This window comes from Marinoscillum pacificum, from assembly GCF_024714495.1.
Taxonomy (GTDB): Bacteria; Bacteroidota; Bacteroidia; order Cytophagales; family Cyclobacteriaceae; genus Marinoscillum; species Marinoscillum pacificum.
Genome location: NZ_JAMZMJ010000012.1, coordinates 143,693 through 168,204, shown reverse-complemented (window position 1 = coordinate 168,204; position 24,512 = coordinate 143,693). Strand labels below are relative to the sequence as shown.

Annotated in this window: 22 protein-coding genes; 7 read left to right on the top strand and 15 right to left on the bottom strand. The window is 40.3% G+C overall.

What is annotated here, in order from left to right; all coding sequences use genetic code 11:
• Nucleotides 1-41 precede the first annotated feature (41 nt).
• Complete coding sequence (locus tag NXS00_RS21575; protein ID WP_258101354.1) at nt 42-548, top strand: NUMOD4 domain-containing protein; 507 nt, start codon at nt 42-44, stop codon at nt 546-548.
• A 64-nt stretch (nt 549-612) separates the two neighbouring features.
• On the opposite strand, the gene rpmA is transcribed toward NXS00_RS21575, so the two are convergent.
• Together rpmA and rplU are read right to left on the bottom strand one after the other, a co-directional pair.
• Nucleotides 613-873: a 50S ribosomal protein L27 gene (rpmA, locus tag NXS00_RS21570; RefSeq protein ID WP_258101353.1), complete on the bottom strand. Its 261-nt coding sequence runs from the start codon at nt 871-873 to the stop codon at nt 613-615.
• A 4-nt stretch (nt 874-877) separates the two neighbouring features.
• Nucleotides 878-1,189 (bottom strand): 50S ribosomal protein L21, encoded by a 312-nt coding sequence (gene rplU, locus NXS00_RS21565; RefSeq protein WP_258101352.1) that lies wholly within the window; start codon nt 1,187-1,189, stop codon nt 878-880.
• Between the two features lie 484 nt (nt 1,190-1,673).
• Between rplU and NXS00_RS21560 the strand changes: the two genes are divergently transcribed.
• The 3 genes from NXS00_RS21560 (at nt 1,674) to NXS00_RS21550 (ending at nt 5,997) form a co-directional block, all read left to right on the top strand.
• Nucleotides 1,674-2,654 (top strand): ribonucleoside-diphosphate reductase small subunit, encoded by a 981-nt coding sequence (locus NXS00_RS21560; RefSeq protein WP_258101351.1) that lies wholly within the window; start codon nt 1,674-1,676, stop codon nt 2,652-2,654.
• A gap of 49 nt (nt 2,655-2,703) precedes the next feature.
• Nucleotides 2,704-5,100: a ribonucleoside-diphosphate reductase subunit alpha gene (locus NXS00_RS21555; protein ID WP_258101350.1), complete on the top strand. Its 2,397-nt coding sequence runs from the start codon at nt 2,704-2,706 to the stop codon at nt 5,098-5,100.
• A gap of 270 nt (nt 5,101-5,370) precedes the next feature.
• Nucleotides 5,371-5,997 carry a hypothetical protein gene (locus NXS00_RS21550; RefSeq protein WP_258101349.1) on the top strand — a complete coding sequence of 209 codons (627 nt, stop codon included), beginning with the start codon at nt 5,371-5,373 and terminating at the stop codon, nt 5,995-5,997.
• A gap of 62 nt (nt 5,998-6,059) precedes the next feature.
• On the opposite strand, the gene NXS00_RS21545 is transcribed toward NXS00_RS21550, so the two are convergent.
• A complete protein-coding gene (locus NXS00_RS21545; protein WP_258101348.1) occupies nt 6,060-7,550 on the bottom strand; it encodes an XRE family transcriptional regulator in 1,491 nt (496 codons plus the stop codon).
• Between the two features lie 106 nt (nt 7,551-7,656).
• Between NXS00_RS21545 and aceB the strand changes: the two genes are divergently transcribed.
• The 3 genes from aceB to NXS00_RS21530 all read left to right on the top strand — a co-directional run bounded on the left by aceB (nt 7,657) and on the right by NXS00_RS21530 (nt 11,432).
• A complete protein-coding gene (aceB, locus tag NXS00_RS21540; protein ID WP_258101347.1) occupies nt 7,657-9,276 on the top strand; it encodes a malate synthase A in 1,620 nt (539 codons plus the stop codon).
• Nucleotides 9,277-9,283: 7 nt separating this feature from the next.
• Entirely contained in the window at nt 9,284-10,555 is a 1,272-nt protein-coding gene (gene aceA, locus NXS00_RS21535; RefSeq protein WP_258101346.1) for an isocitrate lyase, read from the top strand.
• Between the two features lie 184 nt (nt 10,556-10,739).
• Nucleotides 10,740-11,432, top strand: a complete 693-nt coding sequence (locus NXS00_RS21530) for a TapB family protein (RefSeq protein WP_258101345.1) — start codon at nt 10,740-10,742, stop codon at nt 11,430-11,432.
• 35 nt (nt 11,433-11,467) lie between these two features.
• Here NXS00_RS21530 and NXS00_RS21525 read toward each other — a convergent pair whose 3' ends face one another.
• From NXS00_RS21525 to NXS00_RS21470, 12 genes are all read right to left on the bottom strand, one after another.
• Entirely contained in the window at nt 11,468-12,139 is a 672-nt protein-coding gene (locus NXS00_RS21525) for a hypothetical protein (protein ID WP_258101344.1), read from the bottom strand.
• Between the two features lie 117 nt (nt 12,140-12,256).
• Complete coding sequence (locus NXS00_RS21520) at nt 12,257-12,748, bottom strand: hypothetical protein (protein WP_258101343.1); 492 nt, start codon at nt 12,746-12,748, stop codon at nt 12,257-12,259.
• A 40-nt stretch (nt 12,749-12,788) separates the two neighbouring features.
• Complete coding sequence (locus NXS00_RS21515; RefSeq protein ID WP_258101342.1) at nt 12,789-13,436, bottom strand: 3'-5' exonuclease; 648 nt, start codon at nt 13,434-13,436, stop codon at nt 12,789-12,791.
• A complete protein-coding gene (locus NXS00_RS21510) occupies nt 13,433-15,307 on the bottom strand; it encodes a DUF294 nucleotidyltransferase-like domain-containing protein (RefSeq protein WP_258101341.1) in 1,875 nt (624 codons plus the stop codon). Before NXS00_RS21510 ends, NXS00_RS21515 begins: the two co-directional genes overlap by 4 nt.
• Before the next feature lie 39 nt (nt 15,308-15,346).
• Entirely contained in the window at nt 15,347-17,245 is a 1,899-nt protein-coding gene (gene acs, locus NXS00_RS21505) for an acetate--CoA ligase (protein WP_258101340.1), read from the bottom strand.
• Nucleotides 17,246-17,342: 97 nt separating this feature from the next.
• The gene (locus NXS00_RS21500) at nt 17,343-17,711 is read right to left on the bottom strand and encodes a response regulator (RefSeq protein ID WP_258101339.1); all 369 of its coding nucleotides are present in this window, start codon (nt 17,709-17,711) and stop codon (nt 17,343-17,345) included.
• 6 nt (nt 17,712-17,717) lie between these two features.
• Entirely contained in the window at nt 17,718-20,399 is a 2,682-nt protein-coding gene (locus NXS00_RS21495; RefSeq protein WP_258101338.1) for a sensor histidine kinase, read from the bottom strand.
• Nucleotides 20,396-20,587: a hypothetical protein gene (locus NXS00_RS21490; RefSeq protein ID WP_258101337.1), complete on the bottom strand. Its 192-nt coding sequence runs from the start codon at nt 20,585-20,587 to the stop codon at nt 20,396-20,398. Before NXS00_RS21490 ends, NXS00_RS21495 begins: the two co-directional genes overlap by 4 nt.
• A gap of 58 nt (nt 20,588-20,645) precedes the next feature.
• Entirely contained in the window at nt 20,646-22,334 is a 1,689-nt protein-coding gene (locus NXS00_RS21485) for a sodium:solute symporter family protein (RefSeq protein WP_258101336.1), read from the bottom strand.
• Between the two features lie 22 nt (nt 22,335-22,356).
• Entirely contained in the window at nt 22,357-22,614 is a 258-nt protein-coding gene (locus NXS00_RS21480; RefSeq protein WP_258101335.1) for a DUF4212 domain-containing protein, read from the bottom strand.
• Nucleotides 22,615-22,632: 18 nt separating this feature from the next.
• The gene (locus tag NXS00_RS21475) at nt 22,633-23,916 is read right to left on the bottom strand and encodes a hypothetical protein (RefSeq protein ID WP_258101334.1); all 1,284 of its coding nucleotides are present in this window, start codon (nt 23,914-23,916) and stop codon (nt 22,633-22,635) included.
• A 117-nt stretch (nt 23,917-24,033) separates the two neighbouring features.
• Nucleotides 24,034-24,453, bottom strand: a complete 420-nt coding sequence (locus tag NXS00_RS21470; protein ID WP_258101333.1) for an IS1/IS1595 family N-terminal zinc-binding domain-containing protein — start codon at nt 24,451-24,453, stop codon at nt 24,034-24,036.
• Between the last annotated feature and the right edge of the window lie 59 nt (nt 24,454-24,512).

Here is a 24,512-nt window from a genome sequence, read left to right as displayed (position 1 = left end):
TAAGAACCAGCTTGTTTTAGTTAAATGTAAAGCAAGCGAACATGGCACAGCAAACAGAAGAAGTATGGGAACCAATTGATGGTTTCAGCAACTATGAGATTTCCACTCGAGGAAAGATCAGAAGTAAAACACGTAAGACTTGGCACAAAGGAAGTAAGACCAACATGACCATCAAAGGAAAAATGATGAAGCAGCGTTGGAATAAAACCTGCAAGTGTTACTTCCTGGATTTGATTGATGACGACAAACGCAGAAGGACTGTATACCCTCACAAAGAGGTGGCAAAAGTGTTTGTAGAAAATGAAAATCCAGAGGAATTGAACATGATCATTCACTTGGATAACAACCCAAGAAACAACAAGGCAGAAAACCTTAAGTGGGTAAGTTCATCCGAGCACATGAAATGGCAATTTGAAGTTGGAAACAAAAACAACTTCAAAGTATGGAAAACTAGAAAGAAACGCTACAAAAACGGATTCAAGCCCGAGACCGTATTACCTGGCAGACCAAAAAAGAAAAAAGAGGAAGCCGAGCTAGTAGCATCTTAAAAACAACAAAAGCCCTGACAACAATTGCCAGGGCTTTTTTAATGCCTTATGCAAGATTTAATTCTTACTCAGTGATTGGATCAACGTAAACGTAAGAACGATCTTGTCTTCCTTTTCTGAATCTTACAGTACCATCTATTAAAGCAAACAACGTATGGTCTTTACCAATACCCACATTATCACCAGGATGATGCTTAGTTCCTCTTTGACGCACGATGATGTTTCCAGCGATTGCTTTCTGACCACCATAAATTTTTACGCCTAGACGTTTACTTTCTGATTCTCTACCGTTTTTAGAACTACCTACACCTTTCTTATGTGCCATGATATTATCCTTTAATGTCTTCGATTAATACTTTTGAGAAATTCTGACGGTGACCGTTTTTCTTCTTGTAACCTTTTCTTCTTTTTTTCTTGAAGACGATTACTTTATCACCTTTCACATGCTCTAATATCTTTCCGGATACTGATGCACCTTTTACTGTAGGAGCTCCTACTTTAATTTTACCGTCATTGTCTACCAACAGCACCTGATCAAAACTTACAGCTGATCCTGCTTCTCCTTCTAATAATGGTGCGTACACAAAGTTGTCTTTCTCAACTTTGAATTGTTTACCGGCTATGTCTACTATTGCGTACATGATTTCAGTTTGCTTTTTCAAAAAGGAATGCAAAGATAGAGGTTGTTATTTAATTTTCAAACAAACCCTTAGCATAAATCCTTCGTAAAAAAAAATTCGTCTTTTTTTCACTTTTTTTTCACTCTACAAAAACCGTATCTACGCCGTTTTTTAATGAAGTGATCGTTAGGCAAATCTAATGTAATCTCCTTCAATACAGAAGGTTATAACTTTTTTTCAACTTTTTTTTACTCAGTATTTCACCTACGTTTCGAGCTTGATTTTCCCACGGACTTTTTACACATTTGTAAACGCAGCTAGAGAAAAATAAACCACTTTTCGCTTCAGGCTGTATCCCAAACCTTAGCCAAACTCTGAAAAACCGCGTTTTTCACAAAACGTGGGTGATTTGTATTTGGTTTGTGGATAACTAATTAACAATGTGGATAACATTGTTGGTATCTAATTTGTCTAGTGGATAAAGATTGAATAAATTAAGAGACCTATGAGCCAAGATGAACCGTTATTAAAGGATAACCCAGATCGATTTGTACTGTTTCCGATCGAACACGATGATATCTGGCAGTTTTATAAGAAGGCTGAGGCTAGCTTTTGGACTGCAGAAGAAATCGATCTAAGTCAAGACCTAAAGGACTGGGCATCATTAAATGATGGTGAAAGACACTTTATTAAACATGTATTAGCATTCTTCGCTGCTAGTGATGGCATCGTGAATGAAAACCTTGCTGAAAACATGGTGTCTGAGGTTCAATACACTGAAGCTAAATTTTTCTACGGCTTCCAAATTGCAATCGAAAATATCCACTCTGAGACTTATTCACTCCTTATAGATACTTATGTAAAAGATAATAAGGAGAAAGACGGACTTTTCCACGCTATCGAAACGATGGACTGTGTGAAAAAGAAAGCCGATTGGGCACTTAGATGGATCGACGAAGGAAACTTCCAGGAAAGATTGATCGCATTTGCTGCAGTAGAGGGAATCTTCTTCTCAGGTAGCTTCTGTTCTATCTTCTGGTTAAAGAAAAGAGGCCTAATGCCAGGTCTTACTTTCTCGAACGAATTGATTTCAAGAGATGAGGGACTTCACTGTGATTTCGCTTGTCTTCTATATAACAACCATATTAACAATAAACTCGACAAGCAGGTAGTTTCTTCTATTATAGAAGATGCTGTGATGATCGAGAAAGAATTTGTGACCGACGCTCTTCCGGTAAAACTTATCGGAATGAACGCTGACCTCATGTGTCAGTACATTGAGTTTGTTGCCGACAGACTTCTGGTAGAACTTGGCTGTGCTAAGGTTTATAATGCGACCAATCCTTTTGACTTCATGGAAATGATTTCGCTTCAAGGTAAAACTAACTTCTTCGAAAAGAGAGTTGGTGAGTACCAAAAAGCAGGAGTTATGGACAGCAGTAAAGGAGAAGATAAACCGAAATTCAGCCTTGACGAAGATTTCTAAAAACATAATCCAATTATTTTCCATCCAATAAAATCGCCTTTTTAAAAAAATGCTTGTAATTAAAAGAGACGGACGAAGGGAATCCGTAAAATTCGACAAAATCACAGCTCGCATCGAGAAGCTTTGCGACGGTCTTAACTCAGACTTTGTAAAACCTGTAGAAATTGCCAAAAAGGTAATCGATGGTCTTTATGATGGAGTAACCACTGTAGAGTTAGACAATCTTGCATCTGAGATCGCAGCTACGATGACTACTCGTCACCCAGATTTTGCCAAGCTCGCGGCAAGAATCTCAATATCAAACTTGCATAAGGTAACAGAAGAGTCTTTCTCTACTACAATGAAGAGACTTTACACTTATGTAAATCCTAAAACTGATGAGAACGCAGCACTTCTTTCTACTGAAGTGTATGGTATTATCAGAAATCACGCAAAGAAATTAGACGAAGCAATCGATTATACAAGAGATTATAATTACGATTTCTTCGGATACAAGACTTTGGAGCGCTCTTACCTAATGAAGTTGGATGGAAAGATTGTAGAGCGTCCTCAGCATATGTTGATGAGAGTTTCTGTTGGTATCCACATGAATGATATCGACGCGGCGATTGAAACTTACAACTTAATGTCTGAGAAGTGGTTCACACACGCTACTCCTACATTATTCAATGCAGGTACACCTAAGCCTCAGCTTTCTTCTTGTTTCCTTCTTAGCATGCAAGATGACAGCATTGATGGCATTTATGATACATTGAAGCAATGCGCTAAAATCTCTCAGTCAGCTGGAGGAATTGGTCTTAGCATTCACAACGTAAGAGCTACAGGTGCTTATATCAAAGGAACCAACGGTACTTCTAATGGTATCGTCCCTATGCTGAGAAACTTTGATATGACTGCTAGATACGTAGATCAAGGTGGTGGGAAAAGAAAAGGTAGTTTCGCGATCTACCTTGAGCCTTGGCACGCTGATATCTTCGAGTTCTTACAACTAAGAAAAAATCATGGTAAAGAGGAATTGAGAGCAAGAGACTTGTTCTACGCTCTATGGATTCCGGATCTATTCATGAAACGAGTAGAGGAGAACGGTGAATGGGCACTGTTTAGCCCAGACGAAGCTCCTGGTTTATATGAAGCATATGGAGACGATTTTGAGAAACTTTACGACAAATACGAGAAAGAAGGAAAAGCTCGTAGAACCGTAAAAGCTCAAGAGCTTTGGTTTGAGATCCTTGAGTCTCAAATCGAAACAGGAACTCCGTACATCCTTTATAAGGATCACGCAAATAAGAAGTCAAACCAAAAGAACCTCGGTACAATCAGGTCTAGTAACTTGTGTACTGAGATAATGGAATACACCTCTAAAGATGAAGTAGCGGTGTGTAACCTGGCGTCTATCGCTTTGCCGAAGTTTGTAAACGAAGATGGAACTTTCAACCATCAGAAACTTTATGAGATCACGAAGGTAGCTACGCGTAACCTGAATAAGGTTATAGACATTAACTACTATCCAGTGAAAGAAGCACGTACTTCTAACATGAGACACAGACCTATCGGTATTGGTGTTCAAGGTTTAGCAGACGTATTCATGCTCATGAAAATGTCTTTTGATTCAGAAACTGCTCGTCAGCTGAACAAAGAAATCTTCGAAACAATCTACTTCGGAGCGATGGAAACATCAATGGAAATCGCTCAGGAAGAAGGTGCATACGAAACCTTCAAGGGTTCTCCAGTTTCTAAAGGTATCTTCCAGTTTGATATGTGGGGTGTAACTCCAGATAGCAACAGATGGGACTGGTACGACTTGAAGCAGAAGGTTAGAAAGCATGGTGTAAGAAACTCTCTCTTGCTTGCTCCAATGCCTACAGCTTCTACTTCACAGATTCTTGGAAACAACGAATGTTTCGAGCCATATACATCTAATATCTACACAAGAAGAACATTATCAGGCGAGTTTATCGTAGTGAACAAGCACTTGATGACTGACTTGATCAAATTGAACTTGTGGGATGAAAGAATGAAGAACAGAATCATGGCTGCCAATGGATCAATCCAGGACATTCCAGAGATTCCAGAAGATATCAAAGACAGATACAGAACTGTTTGGGAAATTTCTCAAAAATCTATCATTGATATGTCTGCAGATAGAGGTGCTTACATCTGTCAGAGCCAGAGTTTGAACATCCACTTGATGGATCCAAACTTCGGTAAGATGACCTCAATGCACTTCTACGCATGGAAGAAAGGCTTGAAAACAGGTATGTATTACTTGAGAACGAAAGCAGCAACTGACGCGATCAAGTTTACTCTTGAAAAAGAACAACAAGCACAGCCAAGTGCTAATCCTCAGCAAGCTCAAGCAGCACAAGAGGATGTCAAAGCACAAAACGCTGCAGCAATGCAATGCTCGCTAGATGATCCGGAAGGATGCGAGATGTGCGGAAGTTAATTTGTTAATAATCGAACCCCTTTAAGTTGAAAACTTGGAGGGGTTTTTTATTTGTAACCATGAATAGAATTAAAAGAGGATAAAAAAAGCCGAAAAAGTCGGAGAACTCTATCGGCTATTTCTGAATAGACATCCTTGGCGGGATGACCATTACTTTTTCTTAGATAATTTAAAAGTACCACTTCTATTCAGAAAACCCAAGACAAAAACTACTATTGTTTTTTTGAGGTAATGAGTTCTCCATTTGTTTTATTTCAAACCAACAAAACAATGGTTAATTTCAAAATCACATTGACTGATTTTATTCAATCAGTCTTGAGTGTAGGTGCCAATAAAATTGTGCATACGAATCAAATTATCAATAGAGGTCCATACAAACCAGAAAAAGACTTCTATCTAATCGCTCGAAACTTCATCACTAGACAAACTCGCAATGGAGATTTAGATTTAGGACGTGATGAAATTAAAGAATTGATCAGAGGAGTAAATCCAAAGAAGAAAAAACACTTCGAATCTCTTTTGGTTGGCTACAATCGTTTTTTGAAAACCTCTAAATGTACCAGACTTTTCATTCCAACCAAAAAGCTATGGGGTTACGATGATTTAATCATTTCAGTTAATCCGGAAGTTGGAGTTGAGATTGATGGTAAAATAACTGTGATCAAACTACATTTAAAATGTCAAAATCTGGAGAAAAATAGCTCTGAGCTTAGTTTAACGCTCATGAGAGAGGTTTACCCAAAGGATTATGAGGTAGCAATCCTTGATGTACGAAAAGGCAGACTGATTAAATATAATCCTAGATTTTCACATATTAATATGATGGCACTTTTAAGATTAGAAGCCAATACTTTTATTGACTTATGGAAACAGTTAAGTAATTCATCCGCTGCTTAATCTACTCGCCTCAAGCTGAAAAGTTTGAGGCTTTTTATTGTTGCAGAGTTAATTCTAAGTCCTTACTCTCCTCTAGACAATAAACCATCAATTTCCTTTAACACCTTATCCGACTCGCTACTGTTTTCATAGACATAAGCTTCCTCTACTCTTTCCTTACAGTCTTTAATAGAGCATCGTTCGCATGTTGTATGCACCAATCGTGTTGGGATATCAGGGTCGCTGAGGAATTTGATGCGTTTTGTGAGTGAATCGTCAATCAAAAAGCCAATAGTCACACTCACTGACTCTTCGTGGTTACTCACATTTGGGAAAGCAATGGACAAACACAAGTATTCATTAGGCGAGTCGAGATAACGGGATCTTTGGATTCCTGCCAGGTATTTGATTGAAGGATCCTTTTTGCGTTGCTGTACTAGATCCTGCACAATAGTTAAAGATATCCAGCGTCTGCAGTAGTGCTCATTCAATTCATTTCCGTGAGGATTGTGAAGTTTGGTGAGATGAAGCTCCTTTGATAGGGTAAAATAGTCACTCCCCTTTCCTACAAAGCGTAGGAAGAACAAATTCTCATAACCGAAAATAGAAGGCAGAATGTTGGTTAAGCGCTGCATGATCATCTCTGGAGTCACATCATACTTATCCATAAATGCAAGAAATGCTTCAGGGTTCCATTTGGCATTTTTTCCAAACTCTCTTATGTCAGCAACCACTTCCTTTCGAGGCATCATAAGCGCTGCGGAAAAATAGGAAGCTCTATAGTTATTGAGTATTTGCTCAAACGCATGCTCTCCTTGTGGCGGTGTAGATAACGGACGTTGTTTTTCCTTGGCCCACTGGAAGGCAATCTCTCTTCCCAATAAGAAATTGAGTTGACCAGAGTTCAATCCGGTATTTAAATGCAGCAATCGCAGTTTAGAATCATAAAGCGATCGCAGATTTTGCAAGGCTTCTATTTTACCAAGCTCTTCATCAGAAGTACGCACTCCTATTTTCAATAAAATCTCCTTGAGAACTTTTTCATGAAATGGGATCTCCTTCAACTCTGGAAACTCCATGTGAAGTTCCTCAACTGCCTCCTCTATTTCTTCAAAGTAATTGTTGTGAATCTCCTGGTATGACCTGAGCGCGGTGTAATAAAAGCTCTCTTGTTTCAATTCAAAGTTTCGAGCGATCTGCAGTACTGTATTGATAAAAGCATTGATCTTTTCTGGATCGTAAGAGATGATTTCAACTAGCTTCTGTGGATTAAGTCCAAACTGCTCCAAGGGAAAGGCTTTGAAAAAATCCGATTGGATCAGATGAACAACAGGCTCAAGCTTTTTAGGCACTTTGAGGGAGACCAACTCATCATAAGAAACATCCAGAGCTTTGGCTATCGCCATGATCTTATCTCCCTTGGGATACTTCTTCCCGTTTTCAATCTCACTTAAATAAGAAAGGGACAATCCTGTTTTTTCTCGAAGCTCCTGATAGGACACTCCTTTATCATTCCTTATTTCCTTCAGTTTAAGACCGAAAATGAGCTTCAGCTCGAATATCTCTTTGGGCATACCCAAAAATAATTTAAAAAAGCGAAAAAAATATACTAGCGAAATTTCGCTGCTTAATATATTTCGCTATATTTGATCAAGTTTAAGAATTTAACCATACAATAAGATGATTACTGCAGAGGCAAACACCACTGAAATCCAAACCCCATTAGGCTTACGTCTAAGTGGTAAGAGTCCGGCTAAGTATAGCGAGATACTCACGCCGGAAGCGTTGGACTTCCTTATGGCGCTACATGAGCGCTTTAACCAAAGAAGAAAGAGATTACTTCAAGATCGCTTGGTCGCACAGGAAGCTTATGACGCTGGTGTCATGCCGAATTTCCTTGAGGAAACTGAAGAAATCAGAAACAGCGACTGGCAGATTGCTCCTATACCTGAGGATATCATGGATAGAAGAGTAGAAATCACTGGTCCAGTAGACAGAAAGATGGTGATCAATGCGCTTAACTCAGGAGCCAAGGTATTCATGGCTGATTTTGAGGACAGCAATACTCCTAGTTGGTCTAACAACATTGAAGGTCACATTAATCTAAGAGACGCTATTCGTAGACAAATTGATTTTGAAAATCCTGCGAATGGAAAATTATATACGCTAAAAGACGATACAGCTACCCTTTTCGTAAGACCAAGAGGATGGCATCTGGAAGAGAAGCATTTGCTTATTCATGACGAACCAACGAGTGGCTCACTCATGGACTTTGGCCTTTATTTCTTCCACAATGCACATGAATTGTTGAAAAGAGGAACTGCTCCTTATTTCTACTTACCAAAAATCGAAAGCTACCTTGAAGCAAAACTTTGGAATGAAGTATTTGTGTTTGCTCAGAGTTATCTCGGCATTCCACAAGGAACCATCAAAGCAACCGTACTCATCGAGACATTGCCCGCTTCTTTCCAGCTGAATGAAATATTATATGAATTGAGAAATCACTCTTGCGGACTTAACTGTGGACGCTGGGACTACATCTTCTCGTACATCAAGAAGTTTAGAGCCAACAAGCATAAGACGGTTCCAAATAGAGATCAGGTGAATATGACTTCTCATTTCATGAAGAGTTATTCGGATCTGGTTATCCAAACTTGCCATAAGCGTGGCGCACATGCCATGGGTGGAATGGCTGCTCAGATTCCGATTAAAAATGATGAAGCCGCGAACAAAGCTGCCCTCGAAAAGGTGCGTCAGGACAAATTGCGTGAGGTACACAATGGTCATGACGGCACCTGGGTGGCTCATCCAGCACTGGTTGCAGTAGCCATGGAGGTTTTTGATGAGCACATGTCTACACCAAATCAAATCGATAACAAGCGATTGGATGTGCATGTATCTGCAAAAGATCTGATTCAAACTCCTACTGGCACCATTACGATTGATGGAATTCGCACCAATATCAACGTTGGCCTCTTATATACTGAAAGCTGGTTACGTGGAAACGGAGCTGCGGCTATTTATAACTTAATGGAGGATGCTGCTACTGCAGAAATCTCCAGGTCACAACTGTGGCAGTGGATTCATCATAATTGCTACACTGTAAACGGAACGAATATTAATATAGAACTATACGAACAACTGAAATTGGAAGAACTCGAGAAGATTCAGGACCTAGTCGGCAAGGAACGATTTGAAAACGGGCGTTTCAAAGAAGCTGTACAAATCTTTGATCGACTAGTGAAGAGCGAACAACTCGAGGATTTCCTTACAATTAATGCTTATGATTACTTAAATTAAAACAAACATGAAAACCGAACGAATCGCAAAAATCGAGAAAGACTGGAAAGAAAATCCACGGTGGAAAAACGTAACAAGACCATACACCGCGGAAGAAGTTGTCAACCTACAAGGTTCGGTCACTATTGAGCACACTATTGCCAAATTGACCTCTCAAAAACTGTGGGATAAACTGAACAACAAGTCTTTCGTCGCAGGACTAGGCGCACTTACTGGCAACCAGGCCGTACAAGAAGTGGCTGCCGGACTTGAAGCCATCTATCTAAGTGGCTGGCAAGTAGCTGCGGATGCAAACCTCGCAGGCGCAATGTACCCCGATCAATCATTGTACCCTGCAGATTCGGTCCCCAATGTTGTTAAAAGGATCAATAATGCATTGCTCAGAAGAGATCAAATAGAATCTCTGGGCGGTGAAACTTCAGCAGACTGGTTAGCTCCAATTATTGCTGATGCAGAAGCTGGATTCGGTGGAAACCTGAATGCCTTCGAATTAATGAAAGCGATGATTGAGGCAGGAGCCGCCGGCGTTCACTTCGAAGATCAGTTAAGTTCTGCTAAAAAATGTGGCCATCTTGGCGGCAAGGTATTGGTACCTACTCAGGAAGCGATTAACAAACTAGTAGCAGCCAGACTTGCAGCTGATGTATTGGACACTCCAACGCTATTGATTGCAAGAACCGATGCTGATGCGGCTACATTAATCACTTCCGATATTGATGAAAGAGATCACCGATTTATTACAGGCAAAAGAACCTCTGAAGGATTCTATGAAGTAAGTAATGGTGTTGAAGCTGGTATTGCCAGGGGACTGTCTTATGCGCCATACTCCGATCTGTTGTGGATGGAAACATCTAATCCAGACCTGGGATTGGCAAGAGAGTTTGCGCAAGGAATCAAGGCAGAATTCCCTGATCAGATGTTGGCTTACAATTGTTCGCCATCATTTAACTGGGCAGCACATTTGACCAGGTCTGAAATGTTAACCTTCAGAGAGAATCTAGCGGATATGGGCTACAAGTTCCAGTTCATTACGCTGGCAGGATTCCATGCGCTGAACACCTCTATGTTTGAGCTATCTAAAGCTTACAAAGAGCGCGGCATGGCTGGATACTCCGAGCTACAGGAGCGCGAGTTTGCATTGCTGGATCAAGGATTCAAAGCAGTGAAGCACCAGGCATTTGTTGGAACAGGGTATTTTGATGCGATTCAAAACACCGTACAGCAAGGCAAAGCGTCAACTGTAGCGATGGAAGGCAGCACGGAAACTGCTCAATTTTAAAACCAATGTTAAACAGAACATAAAAATCTTGACTGAAACACGTCATGTTCTGAGTTTCTATATTCGATAACCCTGTCATTCGCGACATGCGAATCGTCAGGGTTTTCTTTTACTACATACATTGGGATAATACAGTTTATTCATGATTATTTACTACTTTGGTGATACTCAAACAATATAAACTATGAAAAAATTACTCACCGCAACAGCTGTATTATTTGCCGCATTTACCATCAATGCCCAATGTGATAATGCCTATTTCCCATTATCCGATGGAGTATCTTTCGAACAGACATCCTACAACGCCAAAGGAAAAGAAGAAGGCAAAACAAGCAGTGTGGTCACCTCCACATCTGACAGCAAAGCTCTTGTTTCGAATAAAATCTACGATAAAAAAGGAGATTTAATCACCGAAGGTGATTATGAGGTAATCTGCGAGAATGGCACCATCAAGATGGACATTGAGCAATTCATTCCAGATGAAATGCTTAATAACTACGAAAATATGGAAGTAATCGTAGAAGGCGACTTTTTAGAATTTCCTAACGAATTGAGTGTAGGTCAAAATCTACCTGACGGGAATGGCAAAATAACCATTAAAATGGGCGAAGGAGCCATCAACATGATAATGAATTTGACATTTACCAATCGAAAAGTAGAGGGTCAAGAGTCGTTAACTACACCAGCAGGCAGTTTTGACACCTTTAAAATAAGTCAAACAAGTATCTCTGAAATGGAAATTATGGGTATGAAACGCGAAATGACATTCTCCTCTACGAGCTGGATTGCTGAAGGTATTGGGAACGTGAAAACTGAAAATTACGACAAGAAAGGGAAGCTTAGTGGATATACCTTACTTACCAAATTTGAGAAGTAAGTAAAAGCTCACGCCTCTTGGCGTGAGCCCCATTATTAATATCCTTTATCTATAATTCCACCTCTCACATCATCGGCATCGGCACCTTGCGTTTGCCCTCGACAATCCGAATCAGTAGTACAATTCGACTTTGCTCCTCCACAAGGAATATGAGCGACACTTATACAAAAGTTATTATTTTTAGTACACTCAAAGACATTACACCCCTTCCTAGAACCAAAATCTTCTTTTTCAGGCTTCGGATGCTTAGGCTTTTTAGGCTTCTTCTTTCCCTTCTGCAGATCGATTTCATACTCCACTCCGTCTAACTCTAAAAGATTTCCTTCTAAAACAGACAAATAACCTGCGTGATTAGCAACTAATAAATATTGTTTCCAACCATCGGTTAACTCCTCATAAGTGTAAAAACCAACCGCCTTAGCTCCTAAAATTGTCGGCAGTACAGCTGCAGCAGTAGAGTCCTCCAATGTAATGCTTTCATTGAGCCATGGCTCTACTTCCTCTAGAAGTGTAACACTTTGCTCTGGGTCGTGCCCCAAATATTCGGCAATCATTAAGTTTAACGGGTCATTTTGAAGATCATCGTTAGACTCCAGAGCTATCATAGGCTCCGTGATACTCTCAGAACCATCCTGTGAACATGAGTAAGCCAACCATACTGAACATATCAATATGATGGCAATAGAAAATGTGTTGTTTTGTTTCATAATTGTGTTTTTGGGAGATGAAACTATCCTCTTCTCAAAAGGAACACAATTACTTTTTAGCAGATAACTATTTCACTCTAGGGAACGGCCCAATTTCTAAAGTCAGCGAATTTTAGATTACTCCTTTAACACATACTGGTAAAAGGATCTAACACTATCCCTTTCTAAACTCTCACCATCAATTGCAAGCCCCGACACATTATAAGCAGAACAGCATTCGCTGCTGATAATCTCTAGAGATATATCAAAAGTATCCTTCACTTCATTGCCGTAATCAATGACCATATAAGTTTCTTCATTTGACCGATGATTCCACGTAACTCCTCCTCCATACACCAGTATAGAACTATCATTTAACAGCACATCCATGAATAGAGCGCCATTAGCCTGAAAACCAGGATCTTCATTTAATCGAACTTTCACTTCTTCACTCGGATCGAAAATCGCCCAATCTTCATACTGTAAAAAAGAACTATCTAGCTCTTCGCCTGGGGTAATCTGAAGTACAAACTCGGGAGCTCCCGGCACACAAACCACACTACAATCTTCTCCCAAATCACAGGAAGAGATGACCAAACCAACAAAAAAGACAAAGACTAGTTTTTTCATACCTAATAGACCCATTGGACAGCAAGATCGTTGGTTATCCCTAAAACAATTCTGAAAGTGTAGAAATTCTTTTCTCTGTGGCTAAGGACAAGAGGTGCATTAACAGTTGAGCAGTCATATACGCATCCCCAAGCGCAGTATGACGATTTTCTATAGGAATCCCATAATCCTGACAGGCTATATCCAATTGCAGATTACTCTTACCTCCTACCTGATTGTCATAGCGATCTCTGTTGAATCGATACAATAATTGAGCGGTATCGATTACCTGGTTTTTCAATTTAAACCCTTTATAAACACTCGAAATCAGCTGATTGACCTTAGAGACATCAAAAGATATGTGATGCCCAACAATGACTCGATTTCCTACAAAATCCAGCAGCTCCTCAATTAATACTTTTTTTTCTTTCTTACTGACTTGAGGCAGTTCACCATGAATCTCTGCAGCATCAGTACCCTTTTCATGTGAATAGGTTTGATCTAACAAAATGCGTAGATCAATTTCATAACCTTTCATCACCATTGCACCAATGGTGATAATCTGATCTTTCTTGCCTAGGCCAGTTGTTTCAGCGTCAATAATCACAAACTCACTAGCTTGCAATGATTGCTTATTCCAGACATTGAAATCAAGGTGATTGTACTCCTTTATAAAAGAAGGGGAAACTGCTCTTCGAAACCAACTCAATTGAAATACACTAGTTTAAACCTCACTTCCAATAATTCCTGAAGCTCCTTAATCGGCTGAAATGCATTTTTCAGAATCTGCTTTTCAAGCTTATTCAGCTTGCTAATTTCTACATATCTACCAGAATTATTTTTGGCCAATCCTTCACGTGTTCGGTATTTCATTAACAATCCATACGCCTGATGGGCCTCCTCCATCAGCTCTTGATGATTTGGTTCCAACACAATTAACTGCTTGTATCGTTCGATGGTGTTTTTATCTGTCAATCGATGCTCCAAAGCCAAAACCCTTGCAGCATCTACTAGTGGCATCATCGCTCGGCGCTTGATATCAAATCGGTCCTCATGCTCTCCAGATCGCTCCACTATCAGATTCTTGAAGAAACTCAAAGGTGGTGGGTTCTGAGTGGCGTTTTTAGCCAGATGACCAATAAAATTTCCGTTCGATTTCAACAAGCCAAACAAATATTGTTGAAGATCTTCAACTAGCCTTTTAGATCCACCGACCAATCTAAAGTCGAAAAATATGGTGCAATGCATGACGAACTTTGGATCAGGATTTATCACCCAATCATCAAAATAGGATTTCCACTGATCCAATGACTGACACCATTTTGGATTCCGAGCCATGATCTCAGCAGGACACTTTTCAAATCCACACATCTCGAGCGTGCTGTTGACCCGCTCTGCCAACTCATGAAGTTTCGCCTTCTTCGCTTCATTTATATTGGAATCAGCATATACAATGGCATTATCTTGATCCGTCCTGAGCATTTGCTCTTCTCTTCCCTCACTACCCAGACTAATCCATGCAAACTCAACACCTTCCAGCCCCAATTCTTCTACATGTAAATCGATTGCTTTTTGAATGATTACGTCATTTATTTTGGAAATAAGACGAGCCAGTAACTCCATAGATACATCCTGCTCAATAAACAATCGAAGCATTTCTTCTGCTTTTTGACGCAACTCCTTCCACTCTTCAGGACTATCTGAATGCTTTAAAGCTTTGATAATAGCCGATGGGTGGTTTAGCTGTGAGATTAACACATCGTGATCAGATACGATTCCCGCAAGCTGAGTAGTTGTACCTTTGGTTAATATGACATGATGCACAGAAGCATCAATCATTTTCATCTGCACTTCCGTTACCGTTGATGTATCAGGTAATGAAATCACAGGTGAAGACATGATTTGATCTACCGATAAACTAAAATCCAAGCCCTGAGCAATCACCTTTACTCGAAGATCTCGATCCGTAATAATCCCGAGCAGCCCGTCTTTTTTATCAACAACTACTACTGACCCAACATTTTTAGCTGCCATTAATTTAGCAGCTTCCTGAATGGTCGTTTCTGGCTTACAAGTCAGTACTTCTTTTGAAAATGACAGTTTATTCTCTTCAGGAATCGTCAGAGACAGACTAGAATTCGAGGATTTTGTCCTGGCCAAGGCTTGGCCTGCCGCATAACCAGAAGCAAAAAACAAAGCAAATCGTTGATAGGTATTCAACAGCTCATCGAATTGCTCCTTGGGAATCAAATAAACCAGGCTATCCTCCGCCGCTTCAGCACTCATCACATAGTTGTTTCCAGACAGAATAGAACGAACACCAAAAACATCACCAGGCTCACACTGATCTACTAATGTCGATTCAGTTTCTGAGCGCTGCAACAAAAGCACATTGCCCTTTCGCAATACAAAAGCAAAACCTGAGTTTAACTGACCTTGCTCAAACAGCAGCTGACCTTTTTGATAATATTTCACCTTAAAAGAACTCACCACTTTCTGCAGTTCCTCATTAGGAATGAAGCTAAAAGGAGCGTGATCCTTCAAAAAATAGGCAACTCGATCGGTTATTAGATTGGACATATAAAAAATGCGGGGCCTGCCCCGCATTTGAATTATAGTTTAAACTTCAGCTCCAGCTATAATTGCCTCAACCACTTCAGGGTTAAGCAACGTAGAAGTATCTCCAAGTTGATCTGCTTCACCGGAAGCTACTTTTCTCAAGATACGACGCATGATTTTACCAGAACGCGTTTTTGGTAAGCCTGGCACTATCTGCACTTTATCTGGTTTCGCAATTGGGCCGATGATTTTACTAACCGTCTCACGAATCTCATTTTTTAAGTTCTCTTCCGTTCTACCTTCCATATCACAAATGACATACGCGTAGATACCTTGACCTTTCACTTCATGTGGATATCCAACTACTGCAGACTCTACAACTTTTGGGTGTTCGTTGATAGCGTTTTCAACCTCTGCAGTTCCCATTCTATGGCCAGAAACGTTGATTACATCATCTACTCTTCCTAAAATTCGGAGGTAGCCGTCATGATCACGCTTCGCTCCATCACCAGTGAAATACATTCCCTTGTAGGTAGAGAAATATGTTTGTTTGCATCGCTCATGATCCCCATAAGTTGTTCTCAGCATTGATGGCCAAGGGAACTTAATGCAAAGATTACCCTGCACATTATTACCCTTCAGTTCATTACCATCTGCATCCACAATCACTGGCTGTACCCCTGGCAATGGCATACCGGCGTGAGCTGGCTTATTAGGAACTACTCCTGCAAGAGAAGAAATCATTATTCCTCCGGTCTCTGTTTGCCACCAGGTATCCACTAAAGGACAGTTTCCTTTCCCGATGTGATCATGATACCAGTGCCAAGCTTCTTCGTTGATAGGCTCACCTACCGAGCCGATCACCTTCAGTGATGTAAGGTCATAAGGCTCAATCGGCTCTAAACCATAAGCCTGCAAGGCCCTAATGGCTGTTGGTGCCGTATAGAATTGATTGACTTTATATTTATCTACAATTTCCCAGAACCTCCCAGCATGTGGGTAGGTAGGGACACCCTCAAACATGACCGTTGTGGCTCCGGCTAAAAGCGGGCCATATACAATATAAGAATGACCAGTAATCCAACCCACATCGGCGGTACACCAGTACACATCTCCTGAATTGTATTGAAACACATTTAAGAAAGAGTAGTAAGTATAGATCATGTATCCACCACAGGTATGTACCACTCCTTTTGGTTTACCAGTAGAACCAGAAGTATAGAGAATGAACAGCATATCTTCTGAATCCATTTCTTCAGCAGGACATTCTCTGGACTGGCCTTGTATGGCGTCATGCCACCAGATATCTCTACCTTCCACCATGGTCACATCCGTTTTGGTACGCTCTACCACTATTACTTTTTCCACTGTACTGCAACTTTCCAGGGCCTCATCTACAACTCCTTTTACATCTATACTCTTTGCACCACGGAAATTACCATCAGAAGTCAAGACCATTTTAGCATCACAATCATTGATTCTATCAGCCAAAGAACTAGAGGAAAAACCTGCAAATACGATGGAGTGTACCGCTCCAATTCGAGCACATGCTAGCATAGCAACTGCTGCTTCCGGCACCATCGGCATATAGATAATCACACGATCACCTTTCTTAATACCTTGAGCTTTCATGGCATTGGAAAACTCACATACTTTTTCATAAAGCTCTCGATAAGTAAGCGTGACAGTATCATCTCCCGGCTCATTAGGCTCCCAAATAATCGCCGGCCTATCTCCCATAATGAATAGGTGGCGATCGAGAATATTTTCGGTAATATTCATTTTACCATTTACAAACCATTTCACATCCGGACCATCAAAATTCCAATCCAGAACCTTGTCCCAACGCTTCTTCCAGTGGAATGAATCCGCTATTTGGCTCCAGAAAACTTCTGGCTGCAAAACACTCTTTTGGTACTCATGAATATAACCGCTTAAGGTTTGTATTTTATGACTCATAATTATGGGTTATTTACAATAAAAATCTATTAAATCTTAATTCAATTACACTTCTAAACTTCTCTCAGCATTATCGAGTTTATTGTTCTTTTTACTCCTATTTGTTTCTAAACGTATCAACTTGAGAAATCAAATATCTTGTACTAAATGGCTTAGTGATATATAGATCAGCCCCCATTTCATAACCTTTATCGATATCTTCTTTCTTTGTTTTAGCACTTAAGAAAATAATCTTGACATGAGATGTCTGAGCATTGTTCTTAACTTTTTGACAAACTTCATACCCATCTACCTCCGGCATCATGACATCCAGAAGTATAATGTCTGGCACCTCTTCATCTATTATACCAAGAGCTTCTCTTCCATCTCTGGCGATAAATACCTGATAGCCACTCTTTTTGAGCAAAAACTCTAATGACATCAAAATATTCGGCTCATCATCTACTATCAACACCTTGCTTGACATTAATCTCTATTCATTTATTATTTCCAATTCTTCCTTAAATCTTGGCAAAGTAAAAATGAAAGTGGAACCACTATCCACTACACTCCTCACCGAGATTTCACCTTCATGCATGTTCACAATTCGCTTGGTTATGGACAATCCTAGACCTGTACCTTTTGGTTTTTTGCGTGTTTGATCCCTTGCCTGAAAAAATTTATCAAAAATACGATCAATATTCTCTGACTCTATTCCCTTACCATGATCCTTAACAGAAATCATGACCTCCTGCTCTCCTTCAATGAGCACCTCAATAGTAGAATTATCTGAAGAATATTTAATAGCGTTTGAGATCAAGTTATTAAGAACCTGAGTCAACCGATCATAATCTCCGTTGATAAAATAAGTGGCTCCGCATTTCAACTCAATATTTAGATCTCTCGACTTTAGCTGTCCTTCAAATGAGTCAATCACTTCCCTGGCTAATTCACAGAGATCCAACTTCTCCAGGTTGAGATCAAGTTGACCGGACTCTAACTTCTCCAAGTCCAATACTTGATTAATTAGACGAGTCATGCGATCCGTTTCATCTACTACAGTTGCCAGAAAACGCTTCCTCTCCTCATCAGTTAGATCAGGATTGTCATGAATGATTTCTGTCATCGCACGAATGGAAGTAAGAGGGGTTCTCATCTCATGTGTCACTGTAGAGATGAAATCATCCTTTTCTACATCGAGATTTTGCAACCTCGAATTTGCTGTTGCCAATTCATCTGCTTTCTTCTTCAATTCACTGGACTTACTGCTGAGCAGTTCATTGAGCTTACTTATTTCCTTTTTCTCGCGCAACAGCGCTACTACATCAGATAGCTCGATATCTTCTTCCTTAGAAATAGAAGCGATCAACATTCGGGCTGAAGACGCCCCAATTGCACCTGTCAATAATTTTTCGGCATGAGTTACAAACTGCGGATTAACCTCATCATTTTCATCTAATGATATTCCTGTTGCTTTCTTGAAAGAATTGATTTCTAGTGTGGCGATGCCTTTACCAAGTATATTTTCCATCACTCGTTTCAAGTCTCGCTGAATCATGGTTCCTTTCCACACCAGGCGATTGCTCTGATCGTGGTACTTGTAATACTCCGTATAGAAGTCAGCAAAGTTTCGCTCTTTACCCGATTGATCGTAAAATAATGTTCCCAAAATCAAGAACCCGATATTGAAAAATAAGGACCAAAACGTTCCATGTACTATCGGATCTGAAAGTTGAATTCCAAAAAGTGAGGTAGGGTTTAACCATTCTACTCCAAACGGTCCAGAACTAACCAATTCCAATGGCAAAAGACCTACTTTTACCATTCCGGGAACCACCAACGTATAAAACCATATAGCGAAACCAGCCAGTAAAGAGAAAATTGCTCCTTGCCGTGTGACTTCTTTCCAAAACAATGACGCCAATACGACTGGCGTAAACTGAGCTACTGCCGCAAATGAAATTAATCCAATAGCAACAATTGGAAACTCATTGGAGACAAACTCAAAATACAAATACGATCCAAGCAATACTACCACCACTGAAATCCTTCGAATTAAAAGAGCTTTCCGCTCATTGATTTTACTGGGATTGTAGCCTTTGATGATCAGTGGAATCACGAGATTATTACTCGCCATCATGCTAATGGCTATGGTTGAAACGATAATCATGCCGGTGGCAGCAGAAAACCCTCCAATGTAGGTTATCATTGCCAGAACCTGATTGCCTGCCAGCAATGGTAGCTCTATCAAATACATATCCGGATCAACATTTCCTGAAAGCAAATACTCTCCTCCAATTGCCACTGGGATGACAAATAAATTGATAGCCAATAAATAAGAAGGGAACAGCCAGATGGCAGTTTTTATATTTTCAGGTGAGGTATTTTCGGCAATGGTTACATGAAACTGTCGAGGCAAAAAAAAGACCGCCGAAAAAGATAAAAACAACAATACCGGGAAACTGGAATCTTCCAGAGTACTATATTTAGTCAGGTTTTCAGAAGAGATTCTATTGAAAATATCTCCAAAACCATCAAACATACCGTATGTAATAAACCCACCAACCAAAAGAAAAGCAACAAGCTTGACCACTGACTCCAAAGCGATAGCCGATACTAATCCATGATGTTTTTTAGTACTATCGACAGTTCTAAAAGTGAATACCAGAATAAACGCTATTAATAAAATAACAACCAGTAAAGCGGAATCAAAAAGCAGTAATTGGTCAGCATCTGGTGAAAGCACTTTAATTGAACTATCAATGGCTTTTAGCTGAATAGAGACATAGGGTACAACCCCTAATATACACATGATAGTCACTAGAATACTTAAAGTGGTGCTTTTACCAAATCGGGTAGCGATAAAATCAGCCAGCGTATTAATTCTTAGCGCATTAGAAATTTTTACAATTCTGATAATCAGAAATAGCCATAGCGGCATACCAAGCACAGGTCCAATATAGGTGGCTAAGAAAGACAACCCATCAGAAGCAGCTTTTCCCACACTACCATAATAGGTCCAGGCCGTACAGTAAACAGCAAGAGATAGTGCGTAGACATATGGGTTCCCCTGAATGGCTTTCCCAGTCTTTGCCCGTTTATCGGCAAAATAGGCTACCAGTGAAAGTAGCCCTAAATAAACAATTGAAATCGATATGATCAACCAGTAGTTCATTGATCACCTGCACGTTTTGATAACCAAACCATAGTTCCGATGACCATCAACCATATGGTCAGCAGATAAATAAGTATAGAAGGAATTCCAGAAACCTGCCCCTGAGGTATGCTGAGAAAAGGTTGGTTTAACAACATTACTAACAAACCGAAGACAGCAATTAAACCCATCCCTAACTTTGATTTCATCCTCATAAGTTAGCCCTTTAGGTTAGCAGATTCAAGGAATCCCTTCATGGATTTTTAACTAGTGAGAGTGCGCTTCACCTGCACCGCGTGGGTAACGAATACTTTCCACCATTTCCTGTACATCCTCAGGTGTTTCAGGAGTCATCCTGGAGACCACTACACTCACCACTACATTTACCAACATCGCAATGGTACCGAAGCCCTCTGGGGAAATTCCAAACCACCAGTCTTCAGCAGTACCTCCGCCAAAGCCACCAAGCTTGTACTTGATCATGTAAAACAACATCAATGTGATGCCCACAACCATGCCACTAATAGCTCCTTGCTTGTTCATTCGCTTATCGAATATTCCAAGGATAATGGCCGGGAAGAAAGATGCAGCTGCAAGCCCAAAGGCTAAGGCAACCACGGCTGCTACAAATCCCGGAGGATTGATACCAAAATATCCTGCAACTACAACAGCCACTGCTGCTCCGATTCGTGCCCAAAGCAACTCTTGCTTCTCTGAAATGTCTGGCTTGATTTGTTTCTTAATCAAATCATGAGCAACACTGGTAGAGATCACCAAAAGCAACCCTGCTGCTGTTGACAATGCCGCTGCAAGACCACCAGCTGCAACCAAAGCAATTACCCAATTCGGCAACTGAGCGATTTCTGGATTGGCCAACACCATGATATCTCTATCGATAGTCAATTCATTAGCTTCTTTATCACCAACATACTGAATGATTCCGTCCTTATTCTTATCCTCATAAGTGATCAGACCTGTTTTCTCCCAATTACTGAACCACTCTGGCATGGCAGAGTATTCCTTATCAGAAACTGTAGTGATCAGGTTAGTTCTGGCAAATGCACCAATTGCTGGAGCAGTCGTATAAAGAATAGCGATCAAGATCAACGCATATCCGGCAGAGATTCTAGCATCTTTTACTTTAGGAACCGTGAAGAATCTTACGATTACGTGAGGAAGCCCTGCAGTACCCACCATCAAAGCAAGTGTGATTGCAAATACATCCAATTTAGACTTAGATCCGCTAGTATACTCAGCAAAGCCAAGTTCTTTGTGCAGTTGATCTAACTTATCCAAAAGATATGTACCATCACTCATTTCACTTCCAAAACCCAACTGAGGAATGAAATTCCCTGTTAATTGGAAGGAGATAAAGAAAGCAGGAACCATGAAAGCGAAAATCAACACACAGTATTGTGCTACTTGGGTATAGGTAATACCTTTCATACCACCTAATACAGCATAGAAGAACACCAGCGCCATCCCAATATAAACACCAACATTAATGTCTACTTCAAGGAATCTACTAAATACCACACCTACACCCCTCATCTGACCTGCCACATAAGTGAATGAAACGATGATCGCGCAAAGAACCGCAACGGTTCTCGCAGTATTGGAGTAATATCTATCACCTATAAAATCAGGAACAGTGAACTTTCCAAATTTTCTCAGGTATGGAGCAAGCAACAGTGCCAAGAGCACGTATCCTCCCGTCCACCCCATGAGATAGACAGCCCCATCATAACCCATAAATGAAATGAGACCTGCCATGGAAATAAACGAGGCAGCAGACATCCAGTCGGCAGCTGTTGCCATTCCATTAGCCAGCGGTGGCACTCCACCACCTGCCACATAAAATTCTTTTGTTGATCCAGCCCTCGACCAGATCGCAATTCCAATGTAGAGTGCAAATGTTCCCCCTACTAGTATAAATGTCCAGGTTTGTACATCCATGATTAAATTCTTTTTTGAGTTGCTATTTTTCGTCTACATCAAATTCTTTATCGAGCTTATTCATCAGTCGCACATACACGAAGATGAGTATCACGAATGCATAAATGGAACCTTGCTGTGCAAACCAGAAACCTAGTTTGAAACCACCAAGCCTAATGCTGTTAAGCGCATCTGCAAACATGATTCCTGCTCCATAAGACACCGCAAACCAGATTACTAGAAGTATCATGAGATACTTGAGGTTTCGCTGCCAATACAGTTTTCGTTGACTTTTATCCATAGTTCAGATTATTTATTTCTATAAGAAAATGTGAAGTTGTAATCTTAATTGTTGCACGCCAATTGGGTCGCCATTAGCATCCACTCCTCCTTCCAGAGGATTGTTCATTACTGCATGATATTCGAGAGTTACTTTAGCATTATGACCTAACACATAGTAGTTCACTCCCAAATCAAAGGCATTTAAGCTATCATCAAACGCATCATATGATCCTGTCTGATAAGCAACATAAGGCATGATTTTAGCTGACCCCAAGTAGTAGCCAAAGTGGCTATACAAGTTGGTTCCCGTACCTGCCCATCGAGACATGTAGTTATCACCATAATTGAAATTGATGAATGAAGCATAGGCGTTGATGCCATTTCCATCACCTACAGGCATGTCTAGAAAAACATCTGCTGCTGCATGGAAGATTCCAGTATGCTCAGCTGTAGTAGCATTATACATCCCATTAGGATGAGCAAAGAAACCAAGCCCAATCCCTAACACCTTTTTAGCTCCCATATAAGTACCAACCTGATAAGGAAGCTTGGTGGACTCCGTGTCAAAAACCTGATACCTGAAGTATCCTTCAATCACCGCATTGCCCACTTCATCGCCGTTAGCATCTGAAGTCGCTGAGCCAGTATAGGTTAAATCACTTTGACCTCCGAAATCCACGCCCGCTCCTAGTGCATTTGCGGGGTTTAGAGGATTATTGAATGCTAAACGATAGTCAAACTTACCAACCTGACCTTTTACATAAAATCCAATATGCCTTGCAAACTGATCCGTGATACCCAAAGAATGCCAATGCACAAATGGCCTTGGGTTATCCATGGTCATAAAATTCAGAGTGCTTTGATTAGATAGTCGAGTTAGCCCTTTCCAATAATGCAATCCTCCGCCCAAGAAAATAGTATTGTTATTTGAGAGCTTAAACTCAGTCCATGCACCATGAAGGAATATCTGCGCACCATCACCATTGTTTCCAAGCGATGAAAGATTATCAGCTGTAAGATTATTAAGCCCAAAATGGGTGAGTACTAAAAAACGTGGAGATACTTGTGCAAATGCCAGTAATCTGGATCTTCTAACCATTGAATTTAGCTGAAGATTTGTGTTCTCATTGGCCAGATTGTTCGTCTGTAACCACTGCTGATGCCACAAGATGAATCTGATGTACTTTGAACCATCATCAGATATTTTGAGCGTTAAAGGCTCATACTTGGACACGGGGTAGGTTGAATCAGGGTCTTTTTGTGCCTTAACTGTAATTACCAACAGCGCAAAGGCAACCCAAAGAACGAGTTTTTTCATCATTTTAGAATTTTGGGTACTGCATTGTGTTTTTATCAATTTTTAGCACTTCGAAGTACTCCAATTTGAAAATTTTACAATACAATTCGTAAAACGATGTATTCTTCTGCTAAGAGTATACTAATCCTTAAATCGCTCCCACTTGATCATCATGTATTTATCACCAAGTTCGGTGAGCATCATACCTGACTCTTTCATACGCTTGGGATCTGACAAATAATCCAGCAATTCGCTGTGTGTAACAACTTTATAGGTAGGTCTGTATTGATAATTCCTGGGAGCCTTAACACCATATTTTTTTACCCAATTCATTACGGAAACATGACTAACTCCAAGAATGCGCTCGATCTCCCGATAACTTACTCCTTCTATATGCAGCTGCAATGCTTTGATAACATAATAGCTGTCGATCTCCTTACCTAACTTTGAAACAGTAAAAAAATAGCCACAGTTTTTACACTTAAATCGTTGCCTATTCTTAATTACACCGGCTTTGGAATAATTTTCTGACTCGCATTTGGGGCACTTTGGGTCTTGCATCTTCTGAAGATATACTTAATTAGCATAAATATATCAAATTAGCAAAATATACACAAAAG